This is a genomic window from Methanimicrococcus hacksteinii, from assembly GCF_032714515.1.
GTDB classification, from domain to species: domain Archaea; phylum Halobacteriota; class Methanosarcinia; order Methanosarcinales; family Methanosarcinaceae; genus Methanimicrococcus; species Methanimicrococcus hacksteinii.
The window spans coordinates 1-24,224 of the sequence record NZ_JAWDKC010000037.1 but is presented as its reverse complement, the minus strand read 5'-3'; the positions used below and the strand labels follow the sequence as shown (position 1 = coordinate 24,224).

At 43.2% G+C, this 24,224-nt stretch carries 17 protein-coding genes; 5 read left to right on the top strand and 12 right to left on the bottom strand.

The window, feature by feature from the left end; translation table 11 throughout:
* From MmiAt1_RS09385 to MmiAt1_RS09355, 7 genes are all read right to left on the bottom strand, one after another.
* Positions 1-3,475, bottom strand: a 3,475-nt coding sequence (locus tag MmiAt1_RS09385) for an InlB B-repeat-containing protein (protein WP_318786618.1), incomplete at its 3' end; no start/stop codon positions are given.
* A 372-nt stretch (positions 3,476-3,847) separates the two neighbouring features.
* Entirely contained in the window at positions 3,848-4,516 is a 669-nt protein-coding gene (locus tag MmiAt1_RS09380) for an indolepyruvate oxidoreductase subunit beta (protein ID WP_318786617.1), read from the bottom strand.
* Positions 4,513-6,348 (bottom strand): indolepyruvate ferredoxin oxidoreductase subunit alpha, encoded by a 1,836-nt coding sequence (iorA, locus tag MmiAt1_RS09375; RefSeq protein ID WP_318786616.1) that lies wholly within the window; start codon positions 6,346-6,348, stop codon positions 4,513-4,515. The genes MmiAt1_RS09380 and iorA overlap by 4 nt, the downstream gene beginning before the upstream one ends.
* A 201-nt stretch (positions 6,349-6,549) precedes the next feature.
* The gene (locus tag MmiAt1_RS09370; RefSeq protein WP_318786619.1) at positions 6,550-7,410 is read right to left on the bottom strand and encodes a geranylgeranylglycerol-phosphate geranylgeranyltransferase; all 861 of its coding nucleotides are present in this window, start codon (positions 7,408-7,410) and stop codon (positions 6,550-6,552) included.
* 91 nt (positions 7,411-7,501) lie between these two features.
* Positions 7,502-8,416: a quinolinate synthase NadA gene (gene nadA, locus MmiAt1_RS09365; RefSeq protein WP_318786615.1), complete on the bottom strand. Its 915-nt coding sequence runs from the start codon at positions 8,414-8,416 to the stop codon at positions 7,502-7,504.
* Between the two features lie 155 nt (positions 8,417-8,571).
* A complete protein-coding gene (locus MmiAt1_RS09360; RefSeq protein ID WP_318786614.1) occupies positions 8,572-9,891 on the bottom strand; it encodes a KamA family radical SAM protein in 1,320 nt (439 codons plus the stop codon).
* A 314-nt stretch (positions 9,892-10,205) separates the two neighbouring features.
* Positions 10,206-11,021, bottom strand: a complete 816-nt coding sequence (locus MmiAt1_RS09355; protein WP_318786613.1) for an aspartate dehydrogenase — start codon at positions 11,019-11,021, stop codon at positions 10,206-10,208.
* Between the two features lie 397 nt (positions 11,022-11,418).
* Between MmiAt1_RS09355 and nadC the strand changes: the two genes are divergently transcribed.
* The 4 genes from nadC (at position 11,419) to MmiAt1_RS09335 (ending at position 15,308) form a co-directional block, all read left to right on the top strand.
* Positions 11,419-12,264 carry a carboxylating nicotinate-nucleotide diphosphorylase gene (gene nadC, locus MmiAt1_RS09350; protein ID WP_318786612.1) on the top strand — a complete coding sequence of 282 codons (846 nt, stop codon included), beginning with the start codon at positions 11,419-11,421 and terminating at the stop codon, positions 12,262-12,264.
* Positions 12,265-12,486: 222 nt separating this feature from the next.
* Complete coding sequence (locus MmiAt1_RS09345; protein ID WP_318786611.1) at positions 12,487-13,740, top strand: COG1361 family protein; 1,254 nt, start codon at positions 12,487-12,489, stop codon at positions 13,738-13,740.
* Between the two features lie 68 nt (positions 13,741-13,808).
* Positions 13,809-14,003: a hypothetical protein gene (locus tag MmiAt1_RS09340; RefSeq protein ID WP_318786610.1), complete on the top strand. Its 195-nt coding sequence runs from the start codon at positions 13,809-13,811 to the stop codon at positions 14,001-14,003.
* Positions 14,004-14,180: 177 nt separating this feature from the next.
* Positions 14,181-15,308, top strand: coding sequence for an FtsZ/tubulin family protein (locus MmiAt1_RS09335; protein WP_318786609.1), 1,128 nt, complete (start codon positions 14,181-14,183; stop codon positions 15,306-15,308).
* Positions 15,309-15,368: 60 nt separating this feature from the next.
* Here the strand turns inward: MmiAt1_RS09335 and MmiAt1_RS09330 are convergent, their stop codons facing one another.
* From MmiAt1_RS09330 to MmiAt1_RS09315, 4 genes are all read right to left on the bottom strand, one after another.
* Positions 15,369-16,004 carry a GDSL-type esterase/lipase family protein gene (locus MmiAt1_RS09330; RefSeq protein WP_318786608.1) on the bottom strand — a complete coding sequence of 212 codons (636 nt, stop codon included), beginning with the start codon at positions 16,002-16,004 and terminating at the stop codon, positions 15,369-15,371.
* 153 nt (positions 16,005-16,157) lie between these two features.
* Entirely contained in the window at positions 16,158-19,307 is a 3,150-nt protein-coding gene (locus MmiAt1_RS09325) for a GLUG motif-containing protein (RefSeq protein ID WP_318786607.1), read from the bottom strand.
* A 368-nt stretch (positions 19,308-19,675) separates the two neighbouring features.
* Positions 19,676-21,244 carry an MATE family efflux transporter gene (locus MmiAt1_RS09320; RefSeq protein WP_318786606.1) on the bottom strand — a complete coding sequence of 523 codons (1,569 nt, stop codon included), beginning with the start codon at positions 21,242-21,244 and terminating at the stop codon, positions 19,676-19,678.
* Between the two features lie 296 nt (positions 21,245-21,540).
* Positions 21,541-21,684, bottom strand: a complete 144-nt coding sequence (locus MmiAt1_RS09315) for a hypothetical protein (RefSeq protein ID WP_318786605.1) — start codon at positions 21,682-21,684, stop codon at positions 21,541-21,543.
* 477 nt (positions 21,685-22,161) lie between these two features.
* Between MmiAt1_RS09315 and MmiAt1_RS09310 the strand changes: the two genes are divergently transcribed.
* Positions 22,162-22,620: a 30S ribosomal protein S15 gene (locus MmiAt1_RS09310; protein ID WP_318786604.1), complete on the top strand. Its 459-nt coding sequence runs from the start codon at positions 22,162-22,164 to the stop codon at positions 22,618-22,620.
* Positions 22,621-22,875: 255 nt separating this feature from the next.
* Here the strand turns inward: MmiAt1_RS09310 and MmiAt1_RS09305 are convergent, their stop codons facing one another.
* The gene (locus tag MmiAt1_RS09305) at positions 22,876-24,024 is read right to left on the bottom strand and encodes a radical SAM/SPASM domain-containing protein (RefSeq protein WP_318786603.1); all 1,149 of its coding nucleotides are present in this window, start codon (positions 24,022-24,024) and stop codon (positions 22,876-22,878) included.
* Positions 24,025-24,224: the final 200 nt, after the last annotated feature.

Genomic DNA, 24,224 nt, shown 5'->3' with positions numbered 1-24,224 from the left:
CAGTTGCGGAAGTTAAAGCAACAGGATCGTTTTCAGCGTAAGAGGAACCGCTGCCGTCAGAGGCGGTGTTCCAGCCGACGAAAGTGTAGCCGTAACGGGAAATACCGGCACTGGAATTGCTTAAAGCAGTGTGACCGGCTGCAACGATAATGTCGGAAACAATATGATCAGGACCGGTACCGCCGTTCGCCTTGTAAGTAACGGTGACGGTTTCGGAAGGATTGGAAACCCATTTTGCATAAACATTAACATTTGAAACGGCTCTCGCATTAAAATCATACAAATTATTAAAGGTTCCATTATCAGTATACCATCCTCCAAAATTGTACCCGTATTTTGTCGGAGCTGAAGGTTCTGTAAAAATTCCGTTAATTGGAACCGTCTGAGAACTTACCGAAGAACCGCCGTTAGAATTGTAAGTAATCGTATATTCAAGGGCACTTACAGTCCATTGAGCAGTTAATGCCATATTTTCAGTAATGTTAAAATTGGACCCGACTCCTCTTAAAGTTCCGTCTTGATCAACCCATCCGCTGAAAACAGAGCCAACTTTATACATTGCATTATTCTCATTTCCTTTAACAGTAACAGAATCGTTGTAATAATACGGTGTGACATCAGCGGGAGGATTACCGCTTCCGGTACCTGCGTTATAACTCACAGTAAAAGGCCCCGCAGGCGCATACTGTGCATAAATATTCTGCATCGTGGTATTCGATGAATCAAAATTAAAAGATGTTCCGACAGGATTTTGACCTGCTGCATCCCATGTCCATTCTTTGAACACAATATCTGACGGAGTTGTCCATCCGAACGTACTGAAAGCTGCCGGCGTTCCCGAGGAAGTGTTAACATATGCCGTTGGCCGTTGAAGATCAGTGCCTGTGACGTTTGAATAATTCTTATTATAAGTAATATAATACTGCCATGTTGCGTTCAAAGTCATATCATCCGTAACATTCCCCGAGGTTGAAACGGTTTTATTAAACCAAACAGCATTACTCTCGTTTTTCCATTCAACAATTTCCGAATAATCATACGGGCGATTAAAAACGGATGTATTTGAATAATTGTAAGCATTTACATCAGGATCTTTCATCGTTCCGTTTTTTGCAACATAAACATACGCCAATTTAGATCCGTTTGCAATGCTCTCTGAAGGATAAGAGAAACCGGAAGGACTGATATTCGAACCTGTACTATTTGCTGCCGCTTCTTTAAACGACCCGTCCGTCGCGTTAAAAACAACCTTATAAATGTAAGGCGTAGAATCACTGATTTGCCATGAACGAGAAGCATCAGTTCCTGTTAATGAAGTATTATTAAACTTTGCAACACCCCAAGCATGACTGTTACTTCCGATGGTTAACACTTTTTTGTACAAAGCAGGATTTGCCGATGAAGGAGTTGAATGAGTAATAGTATTGAGATAGGTAGTTGTCGGGACAGTAGAATTATCATTACTGAGACCGAGAGACAAATCCCATTTCCAAGAAGAATAATAATTTTTGGAATATGTTAATTCGTCGTCATCAATAACAATTTCAAATTCGTATTTGGTATCAGCGTTTGTTCTGCGAACATCAATATCTGTGAGATAAAGCAAATAAGAAGCATCATCTGTTGGACTAATAGATTTATCAATCTGCCATTTTAAAACTGGAAGACGGAATTTATAACCCGTTCCGTCAAGTGAATTGTTTACCCAGATAGATGTATTTGAAAAATGTAAATTATCAGTGTTTGTCCAAGGAGAAGCCCAACTATTGTTTGTTGTATTATTATATTTGTCCCAAATGTTGTAAGATTTGACAAGTGTAGCATTCACAGCATTTGTGATTACACCATTTGCATTTTGGATTCCATTCCATGCATACATATTTCGGATATAGGAATTAGAATCAGGGGAGATATAATCTGCAACAGCATTGGTGGATCCATTTGTGTTGACGTATTCATTCAGAGCAAAACATTCAGTATGATTTCCCCATTTTTCAGATGAAATTCCACCAAACAAACCACCTGAAATATTTCCGGTCACATTTCCCGTTGTATAACAATATCTGAATTGACCTCCATTGGAATACCCTGCAAGACCACCTGCTGTATTGTTAGCTATAACATTTCCGGTAGAATATGAATTTGCAACAGTACCCCCAAAAGTATAACCAATGAATCCGCCGACATTGTTGTCACCTTTAACATTGCCAAAACTAAAAGAATAATGGAACCCAGCTGCATCATTATATCCAATTAAGCCACCAACATATTCCCCCGTCGCAGTAACATTTCCAGTTGCATAATTATAATATCTAGACCCACTGCCAGAATAGCCTATTAAACCACCAACATAATTAACGCCCTCAACATAAGCCGAAGAGCTTGTATTGTTAACAGCATTACCTGCTGTGGTCTGACCAATTAAACCGCCAACATAATCACTGCCTTTAACTGAACCAGAAGTTGAACTATTTTCTGAACCTGCTGCAACACCTGCAAGACCACCGACATAATTTCCACCACCAATAACAGTTCCAGAAAAATTAGACATATTTATGCGAGCACCAGATCCAGCCAAACCGCCAATATTATTACCGGAACCGGTAATTTGACCATTTGTTACATTGCTATTAATTATGTTGGCACTTGTACTTCCAACAAGACCGCCTACATTCCCAACACCTGAAACGGAGAGAGCTGAGCCTTTTGAATTGGAAATAGAACCCCATTCAGCAGAACCTGCAATACCACCAACTTGACTACTGCCTTTGATACTGCCTGAAACATTACCATTCGTTATAGAACCATAAGGAACTGTACCGGCAATACCACCAACATTATTGCCAGTTGCATTAATATTTCCATTGAAAGTACAATTTGTTGCAATCCCGGATAAATAACCGAAAATGCCGCCAACATTACCGTTTCCATTTATAACTTTAGAACTGTCCGTAAAATTAACAGTAATATTGTTTGCAAGTTTATGATCTGCATCATTAACATTGTAACCAAAAAGCAAACCAAAATTACTATTCGCAGCATTATTATTAGAGACATTACATTTGACATCAATGGTTAGATTATTAAATGTGTAATTGCTGGCACCTATATTGCTGCTGTTATACACAACTTCCCCAAATAAACCATAATTAGTACTATTATAAGGACTAAAAACAAGAGTTCCTGTGGAAGAATTTAAGGTAATATGTTTGTTGTTACCATCTAATTTGCCGGAAAATTTACCAATTGAAGTCCATGTACTACTCTTGATTTCGAAATTGTTTGCCAGAATATAGTGAGCGGTTAAATTATCGTTAATCTCCCGTAATTGTGATTCATTTGTAATAATGAAAGGAGTACCAATAGTACCCGACCCGGATCCTGAAAAACCCGCCACAACCCCGCTCAACAATAAAATAACAAAAACCGCTAAAACAAGATGAACTGTTTTTAAATGAATTAATTTAACTCCCATTTTTGTTCCCTAACCATATGTTTTTTTGCGCCGAAGACGCCTAAAATTCCTTTGAAAATAAAAAATCTGTTTTATAAATAATATTTATAGATTAAGTCAAACTATAATGTAAATGCCATTTAAACTTTACGGATTTATAGTGGAAGAGTATAAAAATTTTTTAGGAACATAATATGGAAATCAAATAAAATAATTATAATATTAGTAAAATTTGTCATTAATGACAAAATATCCCCCGATATTAAATTAAATAAATACAGAATCGAGGGCGATACAAATTGGATTTCCGCAGGCAATGGGTCTTAAAAAAGTAAAACAGAATGTAAAACAAATACAAAACAGAAATGAAAAAAAGAAAACAAAAAGCATTCATCACTGAACGCTTTTCTTTCCCAGCTCAAAAGCCTTCAAGTTCACGTCCAAAAACTTCGGCGGAACCAACGCTTTGATACAATCAATAAAAGTCTGCTCCTGAAGCGGAATGAAATGAGAAGCCGCGCCGATCATAACGACATTGGCCGCCTGGCGGTTGCCGGCGCTTTTTGCAATGTCGCTGGCGTTAAACGCTCTCACATCAAAAGATTCCGATAACGCGGCAAGCATTAAATCAACGTCGGGATATTCGGCCTTGCCGGTCGTCACGGTGAACGGGTAAACCGGTTCGGTGTTGACAATAATAACGCCGCCGTCTTTGACAAGATGCGCGTACCGGACAGCTTCGGCCGGCTCAAGCGCAATCATCAGATCAGCCCCTCTTTTCGAAATCAATGAGCCGTAAGCACTGCCGATGCGGACATGGTTCTCGACAGAACCGCCGCGCTGCGCCATGCCGTGCGTCTCAGCCGCCTGAACGGCACGGCCTTCCGCAACAGCCGCTCTTCCGAGAATGTCGGACGCCAGAATCGCACCCTGGCCGCCGACACCGCAAATCGCGACATCGTACTTGACATCCGTCTTTCCGCTGTTCGGAACACTGCCGAAGCACTTGTTTTCATTGCTGTTTCTGTTTTTGCTGCTTTTGCTGTCACAGTTTTCGCTCATTGCTTCACCTCCTCAATCGCGTCAAACGGACAAATTTGCGCGCAAACCCCGCAGCCGATACACTGAGAATTGACAAACGCAATCGCGGTTTCCTTATCAAACTCAATGGCCGGGCAGCCGTAATTCACGCATTTGCGGCAGCCTTTGCATTTGTCGGGAATCACCGCAAACGGATTTCTCCGAACCCCGGCTTTTCGGGCGACAATCGCGCAGGCTTGCTGAACAATGACGACAGAAACGCCTTCAAAGCTCTTCGCGTCACGGAAAACCGTCTTCAAAGCTTCATAATCGTAAGCGTCCACCGTTCGAATAAACTGAGCCCCGGCAGCCGCGCAGACCGCTTCCAAAGAAACCGGAAGCGATTCGATTCCGACAGCCGTTTGTCCCGTATTCGGATTCGGCTGATGTCCCGTCATGGCCGTGATCCGGTTGTCCAAAATCGCAACCGTGATGTTTGCATTATTGTAAACGGCATTCATCAAAGAATTCATGCCCGTGTGCAGGAAAGTCGAGTCCCCGATCGTACAGCAGACCGGCTTCTTCTCACCCGAATGCGCAATGCCGGACGCCATGCTGATGCTGGCCCCCATACAAATCGTCGTGTCCACGGCCCCGCTGTGAATGCCGAGCGTGTAGCAGCCGATGTCGCTCGGGAAAATCGCGTTTTTGCCGAAAACATCCTTAATCACTTGGAAAGCCGAACGGTGAGAACAGCCGACACAAAGCGCGGGCGGTCTCGGCGGAAGAACGATGTCCGTTAAAACGGAAGGAAGCGCGGGAACATTTCCGGCGGCAGCCAATGCCGGAGAAGAAGCGTCTGCAAACTCTTTGAAAACGGAAGCCATAATATCGCGGCAGATTTCAAAGTTGAGCTCGTTCACCTGAGGAACCGGATTCTTGCCGATGATTTCGGTTGAAATCCGGTGCTGCTGCGCCAAAATGCGGACGCGGTCTTCAACAATCGGTTCCAATTCTTCGACAATCAGAACTTTGTCGCAGTGGTTGAGCATTTCAAGAATATAATTGTCCGGCATCGGATAAGCCGTAATTTTTAAGAACGCCGCATTGATTCCGAGCGCATGAAGCGCTTCTTTAGCATAAACGGAAGCAATGCCCGATGAAATCACACCGATTTTAGAATCCGCGCACATCTCCAAAACATTCCAGGGAGACTGTTCAAGTGCTTCAGACATCGGTTTTTGGCGTTCAAGCGACGCGTAATGACGCGGGCGCGCAAAATTCGGCATCATCACCATGCGGCTCGGGTCTTTCACGAAATCAACGACATTTGAATTCGGCTTGATTTCACCGAGCTCGACACTGGATTTGCCGTGGCTGATGCGCGTTGTCGGGCGGAAGAGAACCGGTGTTTCAAACCGTTCCGAAAAATCAAATGCATAAGACACCATATCTTTGGCGTCCTGAAGCGTTGCCGGATCGAAGCACGGAATCTGAGCAAACTGCGCGTAGCGGCGCGTGTCCTGCTCATTCTGAGACGAATGGAAAGACGGATCGTCGGCCGCCAAAATAATGAGACCGCCTTTGGTGCCGGCAAAACAGACCGTCATCAGCGGATCGGCCGCAACGTTCAGGCCGACATGCTTCATCGTAACGATGGCGCGCGTTCCTGCAAAAGCGGCGCCGATTGCCACCTCAACCGCCACTTTTTCATTCACCGACCATTCGATATAATAATCATGATCTTTTTGAGCCCTCAAAATATCCACAATTTCAGAAGACGGCGTCCCCGGGTATCCTGAAACAACCCCGACGCCCGACTCCATCACGCCGCGGGCAATAGCGGCGTTGCCAAGCATATACTCTTTCGTCATTAGAAAACTCCGAATTGTTTTTCAATATAATTATCAAAAGTGACACTTCATTAAAAAAGAATGATTAAAAAAGGTTTTGATGAAATCAAATCCGACGCATTGAAAAAGTGACAAATACGATTAAAAATCTTTCAGCCGGAAAATAATTTTGAGCGTATTCAAAAACGCGGCGGTTTCGTGCGCGAAGCCCGGGGCCGTTTTTCAGAACAAGCCGATAACGAAAGCCGCCAGCGCCAAAAACATCGAAATTTTGAAAAACTTGGAAGATTTGGCATACTCCTTTTTGAACAAATAATAAATCGCTGCAAAGAAGCACAAAATAACAAAAACCAGCGCGTAAAGGTAATGAACAGTCAGAATGCCCGAAACATACGGAAACGGGCTGAACAAAACGGCCAGAAACCCGAATGCTGCGGCAAGCCAAATTGCGGGCTTTTCCCCGTATTTGATCGGAAACGTCACGGCGCCGTCTTCGGAATCGCCTTTAATGTCTTCAATGTCTTTGACAATTTCACGTGCCGCCGTTGCCAAAAACGCCAATATTGAAAGCGGAATCATCACAATCACGCCGTCGGTTCCCAAAAAGGAAGCGCCGAACAGGAAAGTGGATCCCGTCAAGTAAGCAATCGACAAATTGCCGAGAAGAACCGTGCGTTTCAGCGTTTTTGCATACCAGATCAGAATGAAAACATTAATGAATCCGATGATTCCGGAAACGGGATTGATCAAAAACGCAATCAAAAGCGCAACAGAAAAACAAATAATCGTCAGATAAACCGCTTCTTTTAAGCCGATCCGGCCCGACGGAAGCGGACGGTTGGGTTTGTTGACGCGGTCGATGTCGACGTCATAATAATCGTTAAGCATGTTGCCGGCGCCGGTTGCCAAAAAGACCATGATGAAAATATAAAAGAGATGAACCGCGTTGTAAAGCACATCGCCGACCATCGGATAATCCAAAATGGAAGAGGCGATAAAAACGGCAATAACGGAAGAGAGACCTGCCATTGCGCAGTTTTTGTACCGCATAAACTCAAGATAAGTCTTAATTTTCTGAACCAAAGTCATATTTTCTTCCGCTTTTTGAGATGCTGCTGACTTAAAAATGCCGAATATTATTTAATTGTTTATGAATCGTTCTCTTTTTTCGGGATTATTTCGGAACGGCATCAAGCATTCTGTCAAGCGCCTTTTTCGCATTGATCCGAACCTTTTCGGGAACCGTAATCTTCGTCGTCTCCGTCTCAAGCGCGTTTAAAATTGACGGCAGCGTCGCCATTTTCATGTTAGCGCAGTAAGCGTATTTGGAAACGGGATAAAAAGACTTTTCCGGACTGTCCTGCCGTAATTTGTGCATCATTTCCTGCTCGGTCCCGATAATGAATTCCTTTTCATCGGAAGCCGCGGCATATTTAATGATGCCTGCCGTGCTGAAAATGCCGTCGGCATGTTTTAAAACTTCGGCGCGGCATTCGGGATGCGCCAAAAAAACGGCGTTCGGATGCATTGATTTGGCCGTCAGGACATCAAATTCCGTAATCTGCTGGTGAATCGGACAAAATCCGTTCCATAAATGCACTTTCTTCTCCGTCAGCGTGGAAATGTAATGGCCGAGATTTTTGTCGGGAACAAATAAAATTTCATCTTCTTTGATTGCCGCCGCCACTTCTTTGGCGTTTGCGGACGTGCAGCAGACATCGGATTCGGCTTTGACGGCCGCCGAACTGTTGACATAGCAGACAACGGCTGCGTTCGGATGCTGTTTCTTTGCTTCGCGAAGCGCGTCTGCGGTTACCATGTCCGCCATCGGGCATCCGGCATCGGCATCGGGCAGAAGAATTGTTTTCTGCGGGGAGAGAATGTACGCGCTTTCCGCCATAAAATGAACGCCTGCAAAAACAATCATATCGGCATCCAAATCAACGGCAGCGCGGCTGAGTGCGAAGGAGTCGCCGACCAAATCGGCAATGTCCTGAACTTCGGCGCGGGCGTAATTGTGCGCCAGAACAACGGCGTTCTTTTCCTTTTTCAATTCGGAAATACGCCGGATCATTTCTTCATTTTTCATAAAATCCCGTCCCTTGCAAAGCAAAGAATCAATTATATATTCCTATTAAACCGTTTTGGAAGAACGAATTCTATTGAATTGAAAAAAATAAAAAAAGAATCATAAAGAATTGTTTTGAATAAAAAGAATCTAAAAAATTGTTTTGAGTCAAATCATTACGGGTTCAAATAATCATCCAACTCGTTTTCAAAGAAAAATGCGGATTTGCCGAATGCCGGCTTTAATTGGTCCAGCCACGTCGCTTCGGAATCAAATTCCGCAAAAAACGGCCGGGCAACCCAATCCGGATTTCTGCCCTGAATAAAGCGCAGAATGAAAACGTTTTCATTCGGCTCGTCGCTGACGCCGAGAATCTGAATTTTGCCGGGATGCGCGCTCATGCTCGGGCCGCGGACGGTCCGGCAGATGCCGCTGACGCCCTGATAAGCTTTTTGAAAAATGTGATGGCATTCGGAAAGCGGCAGTTCAAAGAAGTGCTTTGCGCCCGTGTCTCTGGCAACGAACATATAATAAGGAATGCAGCCGAGATCCACTTGCCGGCGCCACATTTGGGACCAGGCCGCCGGATCGTTGTTGATGTGATTCAAAACCGGGGATTGTGTTCGGATCTGAGCGCCTGTGTTGATGATGCGCGTCACCGCTTCTTCGACAACGGGCGTTGACAGCTCTTTCGGATGATTGAAATGCGCCATGACCGCAACGTGTTTTCCGGCATCTGCGATGCGTTCAAACAGTTTGATGATTTCGTCGGCATCCTTGCCGTCCGTAAAGCGGTAAGGCCAGTGCGCCAGCGATTTCGTGCCGAAGCGGATTGTTTTGATTTGATTCATGTCTTCTTCCAGCAATCGGTCGACATAAGAAGCCAGAACAGATGTCCGCATTGTCAGCGGATCGCCGCCGGTGAACAAAATGTCCGTCACGTCGGGTTTGGATTTCAGATAATCCATGTAAATTTCATAATCCTGCGTCATGACGAATTTCTGATCGGAAAGATTGATGAATTTTGAAAACTGCGGCCATCGGAAACAGAAAGTGCAGTAGGCATGGCAAGTTTGTCCCTGCTTCGGGAAAAAAAGAACGGTTTCCCGATATTTGTGCTGAAGGCCGTCTAATTTGGCGCCGTTGAATTCGGGAACGTTATGCACCTGCCCCGACGGATTCGGATTAAATGACAAACGGATGTCTTCGATTTTTTGAGAAATTTCTTCTTTGTCGGCGTCTGAACGGATCAGCTGTTTAACGGTCTCATACTGCTCGGGAAAAAGCATTTCTTTTCGGGGAAAATGCAATGTGAAAAGGGGATCGTTCGGTGCGTTCTCCCAGTCAATCAGTTCTTCGACGACATAATTATTGGTTTTAAAAGGAAAGACGCGCCCGACAACCTCAACCGCCTCACGGTCCTCTTCGGAGACGGCGGAAAACTGCTCAATTTCCTCAAAATTATTGAGCGTATACGCGCGATATGTTCTCTGCATCATAACTGGTATAATCAAATCCGACATTTTATAAGTTTTTCGAATTTTTAAAAAGAGGAATGACAATTAAAAACAAAAGGGAGAGGCCGATAAAAAGAAATTAAAAGATATAAAATAAAAAATAAAAAATTGGAAATATAATAGAGGGAACGAAATGAAAATATAAAATGAAAAGACGAAAATGGAAATAAAAATGAAAAGACGAAAATGGAAATAAAAATAAAAAAATGGCAATGGGATGCAAAAATGAAAGATGAAAATGAAGATAAAAAATAAAAAAATGACAACGGGAATGCAAAAACAAAAAATGAAAATCAAACGCCGATTTGAATCGGGCTTGTGATTTTCTTAAGCGTTGAAACCGCCGACAGTGCCGCCAAATAACTTGATTTCGGATTTTGCGGCGACGGTCTGTTTTCAATAATCATTTTCATGCGGCCGAAATCACCGGAAACTTCCAGTTCGTGAATGTTTTCAGAAATTGTCGGATCGGCAATAATCCGGACAGCCGTCTTTTGAAAACCGATGCCGCACAAACTGATTGTTGCGCAGACGTTGACGTTTTTCGGGAATCCGACAACCGCTTCGGCGGCGGATCCTTCAAAAACCAATGTCGGCTCTTGAATGTCGGCAAGATCGATGCCTTTTTCAATCAGATACGGGGAGCCGGCAAGTCCGGAAATCGGCTTTCGGGTTGTGACGGAAACGGAAGACAAATTGGCAACGGCAGCGGCCTTCAGCCCGTCTGTCCCGGCAATGGCGCCCGACGGAATGTAAATTTTGGAATGGTTGGCGGCGGCCGTTTTTTCAAGCGTTTCATAAAAATCGGGATCTTGAAGCGCGCCCACGCTGAGAATCATCATGTCGACGCCGTTTTCGGCGGCCGGAAGAGCGTATTTTAAAACGGCATCCTGAGACGCGCATTCAATAATTAAATCGCAGGATTCAATCATTATCTCGGGAGAGCATTTCACCGGAGAAGACGATTTGAGACATTTTAAAACGGCATTTGCTTTTTCGTCCGAAAAATCAAAAATGCCGAAAATTTCAGCCGGGACCGCCCCTGAATCAACAGCCAGGCAGATTTGAGTGCCGATAAAACCGCATCCGATTACACCAATTTTGATCATTGATTAAACATCCTGTAAATTGATAACACTGTGTATGACAATAAAATGAAAAATGAGATCCGCATTCTATTTCCGCGATTGCATTTCGTATAAAATCCGTCCTTTTTATTATGTCTTTTGCTTTAATCCGAAAAGAAAAATTTATGAATTCAAAAACAGAAAAAATAATTATCAGGCTCGAAGCGCTCGGACTAAAAAATATATATTCAAGAGGCGTAAAGTACAATTCCGAGAAATCAAATTATAATCAATTATCAATTGAATGTGTAATCAAACCGTCAGTCAAATTATAATCAAATCATCTGTCAAATTATGATTAAATCATAATCAAATCATCTGTCAAATTGTTAATAGGTTGTCAATAAATTGTTAAATCATTCAAACGGATGCGGGAAAAATGATACTCCAAAAAGAAATTGAACATTTTCTGGAAGAAGACTTAAGAGAAGACGATGTTTCCTGCACGCTTGTCGGAAATGAAAACGTTCGGGCCGTCATTTTTGTCAAGGAAGACTGTGTTGTCTCCGGTCTTGAAATCGCCTCGGCGATTTTGGAATACATGAAAATTTCATACGTTTTGAAAAAAAAGCCGGGCGAGAAGGCAAAAGCCGGCGATGTTTTGTATGAATTAAACGGGGATTCCGTTTCAATTTTACGCGTTGAGCGTCTTGTTTTGAATTTTTTGTCTCATTTGTCGGGAATTGCGGCAAACACCCGCGATTATGTTCAAATTGCGGCTGACGCTGCGGCTGCGGCCGGCATTCATGCGCCGAAAATTGCGGCGACCCGAAAAACAACGCCGGGAATCCGTAAATTTGAGAAGAAAGCGGTGTTGGACGGCGGCGGCGACCCGCACCGGCAAAGTTTGTCGGACACCGTGATGATTAAAGACAATCATATTGAAATCATGGGGCTTGAAAACGCATTTAAGGAAGCGAAACGCCAAACTTCTTTTACGAAAAAAATAGAAATCGAAGCGGACACCAAAGAGCAGGCTGTTTTGGCAGCCGAACTCGGCGCCGACATTATTCTGCTGGACAATATGACGCCGGACCAAATCCGTGATGTGATTGCCCTTTTGGAGCAGAAAAATCTTCGAAACCGCGTGATTTTAGAAGCTTCCGGCGGCATACGCAAGGAGAATTTAAAAGAGTATGCTGCAACGGGCGCGAATGTGATTTCTCTCAGCGCCGTCACAAACGATGCCGACTGGATTGACGTGGGTTTGGATATTGTGAAATAAAACAGAGAAACACTGTCGAACCCCGATACTGTGATTGTTGAAAAATCAAAAATATTAAATAAATGAGAATAATGTTAGCATACTTAAGAATAGTTAAAATTATACAAAGTATCAAATCATATGATAGATTAAAATGACAATTAATTCATTATTATATGAAAAGTCATTACGAATCAAAAACGACATATCCGATATCGAAAAAACAATGTAGGGGACGTTAATTTGAAATTAATAAAATATGGTGCAGGACTTTTATTTTTTGCATTGTGCCTGACAGCCGTCATGGTTCCGGCCGCCGCGTATGAAACGACCGAATGGATTGAAGGCAGCGACGGTTACATGGTTAACAATATTATCATTGAAGCCGGATCAATCGGCGTCAGCACAGATGATAACAGCAACAACACATCCGGAAATGTGTCAATCAGTATTTATGAATGGAAGAACGACAGCTGGACCCGTTTGAACGGAACGAAGCTGGGATTGAACCAAACGATGAGTTTCCAGGCAACGGACGGCAATTATACGGTCAGAGCCATTGATTTCAGAGAAATCGGAAGATTCAATGAAGTCAAATTGGAAATTTGGACAAATGCCAATGTGTCAAACTCGGGCTACATTGACGGCGGCCATTCCAATGCGGAAGGCGCGGGGCGTCCGGAACTTGTGATTACAAAAGTCGTAACCCCGTCATCCAGCGTTTCGGTTGATGATATTATTACGGTCATGATTTATGTCAACAACACCGGCAATTATGACGCGAAAAACGTAACGATTACAGATCCGTATCAGCAAGGGTTTTTAATGTCCAATGTGACGATTAACAACACCGTCAATCAGACAATCAACAGAAACACAAACAGCACTTATTTGGCTTATCAATTAAAAGCGGTTGAACCGGGCACATACACGCTTTCGAAAACAACCGCAAGCGCCGAAAACAATGTCGGCGGAAAATTCAATTACACGCAAAGCAACGATGTGAGAATTGAGGTCAGCGATTTGGCGGCACTCACTTTTTCGGCATCACCGCTGAGCGGAAATACGGTTGATTATTACACGCGCTCAAAGATTGAAGGCAACATTACGATCCGAAACACCGGAACAATGCCGGCGCAGTATGTCGGAATTGAATTCACGCTTCCGGACGGCGCAACAATCAGCGGAAAAGAAATAACGGTGACCGGCGGCAAAGCAACTGTTTACATCGACCAGATTATGCCGAACAACCAAAAAACAATCGAATATTCATTATCGGCAAGCGCGGAAGGTGTTTACAGCGTTCCGATTACCTACAATTACACGTATAACAGCAGCGCGAAAAACGGGACGATTCAAACCGTTTCATTCAACGCGGTCGGAAGCTCGGCAATCGGCAGTTTCTTAGATTACTGGTTCTTAATATTCATTCCGATCATTTTGATTCTTGTCGCCGCTCTTTTCCTTTGGAAACGGCACAGAGAATACAAATTCTGAGTTAATTTTTAAAAATTAACTCCCCTTCCTTTTTCATTAATTTTTGTTTTTGCCGTTACCGATTTTTTATGACCGTTGATTTTTTGTTTGCTGATTTCTTGTTTGCTGATTTCTTGTTTGCTGATTTCTTGTTTGCTGATTTCTTGTTTGCTGATTTCTTGTTTGCTGATTTCTTGTTTGTTGGTTTCTTGTTTGTTGATTTTTCGGTTTGCGATTTTCGGTTTGCGATTTTCTGTTTCTGGATTTTATCAGGATTAAAATAAATTTCAAAAAATAGGCTGTTTTAAATATTTAGTCTCCCGTCATCGATAAAGAGACAGAGATATAAAAACGGATATAAAAGGAGAGAACAAATATATATACCAAAATTGATAATCATAAACAAATTTACGTTCATTACGCATATTTTTAATTTAATTTATTCATCGGAGGAATCCATTTTGCTTAACGTTTTACTTGTCGGAAACGGCCAATGCGGCAACAGAATTTTAGATGCCGTCAACAAACACGCTATGAATCGCGGCTCCAATGTCAAAGAAGCCGGCGGCGGCCTTTCGAAATACTTTTCAAAGCACAATTATCAGAGCAATGTTCAGACAATTGCAATCAACACGGCAATTAATGACTTGAAAGAAATGAAGTTTACGAAAGCCAAGGACAGAATCCATATCAAGAACCTTCACGGCGTCGGCGCCAACCGTAATATCGGCAAAGAAGTTTTCGAACAGCAGAAAGGAAACATCTTAAAAGCCATTGAAGACAGAGGCAATTTCGACGTCGCTTTCGTGGTCACTTCGGCATCCGGCGGAACAGGATCTTCTTTTACACCGCCTTTGATTGAAGAAATCAAAAAATCTCACAATTTCCCGGTTTACGCGCTTGTGATTCTGCCTTTCAGAGAAGAAGGAACACTTTATTTGCAGAATGCCGCGTTCATGCTCAAAGAACTCAGGGAAGGACCCTGCGACGGCATCATTTTAGCCGACAACCAGTATTTGAAAACCATCGGCGGCAGCGTCCAGGAAGCCTATGACGGCATCAACAGCATGATTGCAAAACGCCTTTTGTTCCTGCTCGACTCTTTGGACAGCGAAATGATGATGGTGACCGACTTGGGTGACTTTAAAACTGTGATGAGCGGCGGCGCGGGTTTGGCGACAATCGGTTATTATAAAGCTGAAAATGATATGCCGATTCGAACCGTTATTCAGAATTGTTTATCGCCGCGCGGGCTTTTGTTCTCAACAGACGTCTACAAAGAAGGCGGCCGTGCGATGATTATCTTAAAAGGCGACAAAAAATATCTGAGTATGGAAGAAATTTCCAATGAAGTCGAAAAACTGTCGGGCGCAATCGGCCACGTTTTCAAAGGCGTGATCGTTGAAAACGGCAGCATGCCCGAAGCGCTTTGTGTTTTGACGCTCAACTCCGCCGAAGAACTCGAATCCCTCTATGAAGGCGCGATTCAGGCAATCGGCATGGAAAAAGACAAAAAAGACCGTGTCAGAAAGAAAAAAGAAATGGAATCGTCATTTATGACGATTGACGGCATGGATCCGGAATATTAATCCGGACCCGCATTTTTTTACTTTTTTTGTTTATTTTAAAATTAAAATCTGAATTGAAATTCAGAGCTCTTTTCGAACAATTTCCGCGATTGCTTTTCCGAGCGCTTCATGTCCTTTTTCATCAAAATGAAGACCGTCGGTTTCACTTGCTGCCGCCGCATCTGAGGAATCCAGCCAAAGACAGCCGTTTTCTTCGGCAATCATTTTGACATAATTTCCGTAAACTTTCGATTTTTCAATACAAACATCGACGTCGCCGAAAATTTCCTGAAACGGGCTTTTTTCGAAATCTTTTGTGATTTGAACGGGTGAAACCAGCAGGATTTTCGGCTTTTTACCGGGAACGCCGGTCGCATTATCGTTTGCAATCGGAATGTAGCGCGCCAGATTTCGGACGATTCCGAGCGGTGTCGCGCCGTATGCGAAATCGTTTGTGCCGAGCATGATAATAATCATATCAAGCGGTGCATGAGATTTCACGCACGGCAGGAAATAAGAAATGCCGCAGGCTTCAGGCTCAAACGGAAAAGACATGACGGCGGTTCGGCCGACCAATCCTTCTTCAATGATATTGAAATCGGCGCCGAGCTCTTTTTTCAAAATGCCGGACCAGCGGATTTCCGGCGCGAATCGTGCCAGAGTTTTCGGGTCCATGCCCCAGGTGTTTGAATCACCGAAACATAAAATATTATACATTTTTGTCACCGAGGAAGAATTGTTTTCATTGATTTTAAAAATTATGAAGAAAACAAAAACAGAGAGAAAAACAAAAAAAACCAACAAAACAAGAAACAAAAATGAAAAAAAGAAATGAATAAGCTCAAAGCTTATTCACTAATTTTTAAATTTTTACTCGCGTTTCTTATACAAGTAATAAGCAACGCAGCAAATGACAATAATCAAACCGATTCCGATCAAAAGATACGAAGTCCGATTGATTCCGCCTTCTTCATTCGAAAAACCTGCCAAAATTCTGCTTAATTTTTGATCGTCACCGACATACTTGCCGCCGCTTGATGCGTTTCCGGTCGCCGAGCCTGAACCGGAATCACCGGAAATCGGCATTCCGTCAGGACCGAGTTCGCCGTCGCCGCCAAGCGCACCGTCACCACCGAGTTCACCGTCACCGCCAAGTTCACCATCGCCAAGCGCACCGTCCGCATCGGGAGTCGGAGAGCTCGGGTCAACAACTGTGGCGCTGCCTGTACCGCCGCCACCGCCGCCGCTTGATTTCGCGGGCGGAACATATGTCGCTGTCAGCTGTGGGTATTGGCCGGCAAGAATAAACCAGGTGCTTCCTGCTTTTGAATCAGTTGTGATGTCCCAACCGGAAAGGATTTCGGGATTTTCCGGCAAGTAAGTTCCGATTTTCTTCATGTTCGCAGAAGACGTTTCAATTCCAAGGAGAACTAATCCCGGATAAGGTGTTTCGGTGTCAACGTCTTCAATAAATTCATATGAATAAAGACAATCATCGAGAGCCGCCGGAACATTGGCTGAGCCGCTGATTCCGCCGATTAATGAACTTGCTGTTGCGCCGTCATCAAAGGAGACTTTTCCCGCGAAATAAGAGGATTCAAGAGTTGAAAGCGTAGATAAATCACCGACAAGGCCGCCGACTGTATCATTGGCTTTCACTTTGGCTGTTGAATAACAATCCTTAACGGAACTGTCGTCAAACTGGCCGATAAGACCGCCTGCGCTCGTATCGGATGTTACCGAAATGTTGCCTGAGACAAAACATTCCATAATATCTGTACCGCTGCTGGTAAGACCGAGAAGACCGCCGGCAGACATGCCGCCTGCCGTTATTGAACCATTACCGGAAACAAAACAGCTTTCAAAAACACTGCCGGTATCATAACCGGAAAGACCGCCGATATAATCGTCAACCGCGCTCAGTAAAATGTTGCCGGAAACAGAACATTTGTCAAAATCATTAAACATAGAACCACCGACAAGACCGCCGACATAATCGTCACCGATTACTGAAACGGTACCGGAAACGGAACAGTTTTCGATAGAATCGTATTTGGCATAACCGGCAAGACCGCCGAGCTCTCGGGAACCGAGAATCGAGATTTTACCTGAAACGGAACAATCAATAAGAGAGCCGTTTTCGACAGAGCCGACAAGACCGCCAACGCCGTTATCTCCATCAATATTATAATTGCTCTGAGACGTTAATGAACAATTCTTCATTAAGAATGTGTCAGGAGAATTAAGAGAAACATTTCCGACTAAAGCGCCGATTTCATCACGACCTGAAGAAAGTTCATCAATTGTCAAATTGGATTTCAAAACAACTTTGACATTTTGAATGACGATTTCTTTATCCCAGCCTGTTTTACCGACCGTTCCAAACAAACCGAATCCGCGGCTGTTAACGATTTCAGAATTATCAAGAGTCGTCGTTCCCGATGAACTTGCAAAAGTAATGGAATTTCCCTGACCGTCAAAAGTTCCGAGGAACGGTTCGCTTTGATTGCCGATTGTTTTCCATGTGTTGTCGGTGATTGTGATGTTTTTGGTTAAAACATAATCTCCGTCCGGTGTGTAATTATAACCTTTTAAAGGATTATATTCGCCGGAGCCGATTAATTTAAGTTCGTCAACGGAAGAGATCTGAACAATTCTGTCAAACGCATAAAGATGAGGATACCCTCCTTCATTAATAATCCAAGCTTTAGAAGCGTCTTTGCCTTCAGAAATAAACCAACCTGCACTTTCATAAGTTTCAATTTTCTTCATATCAGCGGAAGAAACTCCTGTACCACGAACTATTTCTTCTCCATTAGTGGCATCAACAGAGTCGCTTAAATAAATACAGCCATTAACCGTTCCTCCGGAAAAGCCGACGATCCCGCCAATTTTTGAGCCCGGATCTGCTCCACTGTCAAGGGAAACAGTTCCTGCAAAATAACTGTTTGAAATATTAACACTGGACCTGGAAAAACCGAGAATCCCGCCGGCTGCTAAATTGCCTGCTTCAACGTCACATAAGGAATAGCAATCCGAAATGGTAAGAGAAGATGGGGAATCGACATAACCGACCAGACCACTGGAACGGCTAACAGAAACAACTTTACCTTCAGCATAGCAATTTGAAATTGATGATGTAGAGATAATATAGCCAACAAGGCCGCCTGCGGCATAATTAGGATCATCTTTTGTAACAGTACAATTAGCATAAGAATTATTGATTTTTCCACTATAATCTCCGACTAAACCACCAATGGCCCTCTCACCGGAAACAGTTCCTGTTGCATAACAATTATCAATAATGGTTCCACGGGCGCTGCCGATTAAACCTCCGGCAGAATAACTACTACCGCCAACGTTGCCTGAAAAGGAACAACCTGTAAGAGTAACATTTCCGGGAAAAATATAACCAATAAGGCCGCCAACGTCATGATGATCGCCGATTACAGAAACAGAACCGGATGAATCGGAAATAGAACAGTTTTTAAAAACAGCAGCGGAATCAACTCTACCGACAAGACCGCCAACCTCATTATTGCCTTCGATCTTAAAATTCCCATCAGATGTTAATGAACAATTCTCCATTGAAAAAGGATAAGATGAACTGCCATTGACAATTCCGACTAAAGATCCGAAATTGGACCCGCTTTTCAAATTCGATTCAAGAACAAGATGAACATTTTTAATTTCAACTTTTTTATTCCGATCAGGACGGCCAACTTTGCCGAATAAACCGTAACCATCCTCTTGGATACGGCCGGGACTATCAAAATCCACATAAGCTCCTGAACTTTCAAAAATGATTGACTTGTTATTACCGTCAAAAGTTCCGAAGAACGGACTGCTGGTATTACCGATAGGCGCCCACGTATCTGTAATTGTAATATCATTCATCAGAATGTAGTCGCCGTCTAACGGATGTGAACCGTAATATCCAATCTTTTCGAGATCGGCAACCGATGAAATCGGAATCTGAGCGGCGCATGCGGTCGATGTGAAAAAGAGCAGCAGAACCATTGCCGCTAAAAAGAAATATTTAGAAAAATGCTTTACCTGAGAAGGAGCCGTACCCCCCCCCCCCGACTGCCAAAAACGCAGGCGGGCGACATTGTTCGCGAGAGCGAATTGAACGATTAGCCAACATAAAAATTTCCAACCTTAATTTAAATAAATTCTAAGAGATTTAATAAACCTTAACAAACAGACAGCTGAAGCTATCACAATAATAAAATACAGTTGTACCCGATAAATAATTTATCATTATAAATAAAAATTAAATTGCAATAAGAAATAAATATTGATAAAAGGATTTAATAAAAATGAGAATAAAATTCGGGTTCAACAAAGAAATTCGAGTCTTCGTTGAATTCCGGAACTTTTTTAGATTAACTTTGACTTTCGGAAATGATCGGCTTTGAATAAAGCTTCTTCAAGTCGCGAATGACATAGTTTCCGAATGCGAAACTGATGATCATGACCAAGAAATCACCGACCAGCGCGCCGATCCAAATACCGATGAGTCCCATTCCGAGATGGATGCCTAAGAAGTAGGCGATCGGAACTTCAAAGACGAAAGCGCGAATCAGCGTCAGAATCAAGGATGAGAATCCCATCTTCAGGCCCTGAAGCATGGAAGACGTCAAAATGTTTGCCGGCAGGAACAGGAAGAGCAACGACATAATCCGAAGGAATTCGGCGATATCGGCTTGCAGATAAACGGATTCTCCGGTTGCGAAAATGGCGGCGATCGGATCGGCAAAGACGAAAACGATTGCGGCAATAATCAGCTCCAAAACCAAACCGATTTGAATACCGAAATAATAAACGGATTTGAGTTTTTTGATATCGCGGCTGCCGTAGGAGATGCCGGCCATTGTGGTCATACCGGTTGCAAGTCCGAGCATCGGCATAATTCCGATGGAAATGATACGCCAGCCCGTGCTGTAAATAGCGGCGCCATCCGTTCCGCCGACATTTAAGACAATCGCATTCAACAAAACGGTGGAAATGGACATCGTCAGCTGAGAAATGGTTGCGGGGATGCCGACAACAATAATGTCGCGAATCACCGGCCATTCAAATCTGAACCCTTTGAACCGAATCGTGACATATGTTTTCTTCTGAATCAAGAGCCAGTAAAGAATCATGGCCGTTGAGACACTGAAAGACAAAACGCTGGCGTAAGCCGCGCCGTTGACGCCGAGCCCGAGACCCCAGTCGTAAATGAAAATCGGGTCAAGAATCATATTCAAAACCGCGCCGACGATTGTTGCAAACATCGTTTTCTTGCTGTTGCCTTCGCTGTTCAGAAGTGAATTTCCGACGTTGAGCAGGAAAATTGAGAACGAACAATAAATGAACGGGTTCATGTATCCGGCCGTTGTTGCCGCAAGAGACGCGTCTGCGCCCATCAGCATGAAAATCGGTTCCATTAAAGGAACAGCCAGCCATGAAATGAAACTCATGATGAGCGCGAAGATAATGGCGTGTGTTGCGAATTTATCGGCCTGTTTCTTGTTTTTGGAGCCGATGGCTCTGGAAACAGCGGATCCTGCGCCGACACCGATACCGGTTGCAATCGCCATTAAAGCCATGAAGAACGGGAAAGCCAAACCGACTGCCGCCAACGCTTCCGCGCCGATTCCGGCCACCCAAAACGTATCGACAAGATTGTAAATGGATTCAAAAAACAACGCGATCATAACGGGAATAGAAACTTTGACCACCGCTTTTTTCGGATTCCCGAGCAGATTTTCAACGCCTTTTGTCATTTTGCCGATTCCACCGGAACTGTCCGACCCGGTCGGCGCTCCGCCGGCATCGACAATATCGGGGCTCCCTGTATCGGAAGTGTTTGCAGCCGTTGTCGGCTGCGTCGGAGTGGAGGGGGACTCTGCCGGTCCCGCGGAAGATGGAAAATCCTCCGGCTGAGAGTGATTGTTTTGAGTTGTCATAATTAAAACCTCGAAAGGATAAATAATCGACAAAAAACAGGCTTCATATATCAAATATCAAAAATCAAAAAGATATCAATACATCAAACCCTGATGCCGATAAGCCGCAATAAAAGAAAAATGGAATGAAACGGCTTAACCAACTCACAAATACAGAGGAACTATATAAAACCTCGTTCAAAATTAAAATGATGAGGCGGCTTTGCGCTTATTAAATAAATAAGCAAGAGAGTGCATGAATAATATGAGAAATTAAAATTGTGTAAAAAATAAAAAAATGGCATGAATAATCAGACTCAATAACCCGCGTTCCAGTTTTGAATGAATTCAAAACGGCGGGTTTCGCGCGGGCGGGCGGCGGCAGCAGCAAAACGGAAACGGAAGGTAGCAGTACCCCCGTTCGCGAAGCGAACGGATGTCTCAAAAAGAAGCAGATGCATATGGAAATGCTGACCGCGCTGTAGACGGCAGCAACACAAGCCGTAATGCTAGTTTTCATTTGGTTTTCATTTAATTTTCGTTTAATTTTCGTTTATATTTCATCGGTTTTTATTTAGAATTATTTTCAAAACCGAAACATCTTTTTTGACAATTTGCAAAAAACGAACCCCGTTTTTTGTTTAATTTCAAGAATTTCTTTCAGATTGTTTTTCGGGTTTTATCGGGGGTTCGGGTTTGAATTTTTATAAAACCGATGTTTCAGGTTTGGAAAAACCGGAAATGAAACTGCCGAAAATTTATATACCATATCGCTGTTTTGAGTGTTGCGAATTTTGATTCAGAATTTGATTTTATAATATTTTATTTTAAAATCCGTTCTTTTGAATTATTTTCGACACAATAACACGTGAAGAAATATCGTTTCCGATTCGGAAAATCCGATATTTTGAAGTAACGGTTATTTAGAGGTTGATATTATGGCAAAAATGCACACAAAGAGAAAGGGTAAGTCCGGCTCAAAGAAGCCGCTTCGAACCGAAGTTCCTGAATGGTCCAACATTTCCGCAGACGAAGTAACTAACCTTATTTTGGACATGTGGAAACAGGGTATTCCGACAAGCCAGATCGGCATGATTTTAAGAGACCAGTACGGTGTCGGCGACGTAAAATTGCTCACCGGCAAAAAAGTGACTCAGATCTTAAAAGAAAAAGAAGTCGCACCCCACATTCCGGAAGACTTGACCAACTTGATCTTAAAAGCACTCAGACTCAGAAAGCACTTGGCTGCAAACAAACACGACCTTCACAACAAAAGATCCCTTCAGTTGACGGAATCCAAGATCAGAAGACTCGTGAAATACTACCACAACACCAAAGTTCTGCCGATGGAATGGGTCTACAAACCCGAAACCGCAGAAATGATGTTGAGCAGATAATTTCTGCCGACTTTCTTTGTTTAAAATTAAAATTTTGTTTCAGACAGCTTTTTGCTGTCAACTTTTTTTATTTATTAAAACCGAAAAGACGAAGTCTTTGCATTTTTCAAAATCCAAAAATGAATTCATGTTTAGAAAAATGAGCCTGTATTTATAATGTTTAAAAAATGAACCTGTGTTTAGAACATTTAAAAAATCATGCCGCCCGCGCGCGACGTCTGCCGGAATTAAATACTGCTTCTCCGACCTCAGTATTTATTTCTTCAAAACAACAACCGGCGAAACAAAAGATTCAACCGTTTCTCTCTTTTCAAACAAAGTGCATCCGCCTTTGTGCTCGCCTTCCAAAAGCTTTTCCGCCTTGATTTTTTCAAAAAGCGGCGATTCAATCGCTTCCATCAGCGTATGATTTTTAAGATTCATATCCGAATACGGCGAAAACGGACACGGTTCGGCGCCGCCGTAAGCATTGATATGGAAAAAACCTTTGCCGGCCGCCAAGCAGCCGCCGATGTATTTCTCATCCCCCGGAAAAGAAACGATAATCATGTCGGCGAACCGGTCCCGAAGGTCGGAAACCCGATTCCCGATCAAAGTTAAATCATCATCCGCCGGCGCCAATTCATAATCTCCGTCCGCCGGAATATATTCGACATAAAATAAAGCGGCACAGCCGTTTCTCTTCAAATCGGAAACAAAATCGGGATCGGTAACAAATTCCAAATTCTCGGTTGTCACCGTAATTGAAACGCCGAAAAGAAGGCCGATCTCCGTCATTTCTTTTGCCGCATTTTGAATCCGCTCAAAAACACCCTCACCCCTGCGAAAATCCGTTCGCGCCCGGTCGCCTTCAATACTTAAAACAGGAACCAGATTTCGGCTGCCGTCAAAAAAATCAAGATATTCTTTTCCGAACAGCGTTCCGTTTGTAAAAACCGGAAAAATGATTGATGAAACACGAGAGGCCGCGTCTAAAACATCCTTTCGCATCATCGGCTCGCCGCCGGCCAAAACAATAAAAGAAACACCCAAATCAGAAGCTTGATCGAATATGCTTTCCCATTGACGGCCGGTCATCTCACCGGGATTCCGGATGCCGTTTTCATTGCCGATTTCATTGCCGATTTCATTGCCGATTTCATTGCCGATTTCATTGCCGGCGCGGGCGTAACAGCCCTTGCACCGGAGATTGCATTCGGCAGCAATGCTTGCAATCAAAAAAGGCGGGATATGAACGCCTTTTTGCTCATAAGCATCCCTTTTTTTCGAGGCGGCCTTCAGAGAAGAAGCGGCGCCCGTAAAAAAAGAGCGGCCCCTTTTGGATGAAAAAGAAGATTTGAGGGCTTTTTTAACAACAACGGAAACGGCGTTTGAAATAATTTCATTCTTTTGATTAATGTCCATTTTCAGCCCCCCGTTTTATAAATGAAATAAATAAATGTTTCATTTTGACGGATAAAATGAAACATATGAAACAAAACATATGAAACAAAACATATGAAACAAAACATATGAAACAAAACATATGAAACAAAACATATGAAACAAAACATATGAAACAAAACATATGAAACAAAACATATGAAACAAAACATATGAAACAA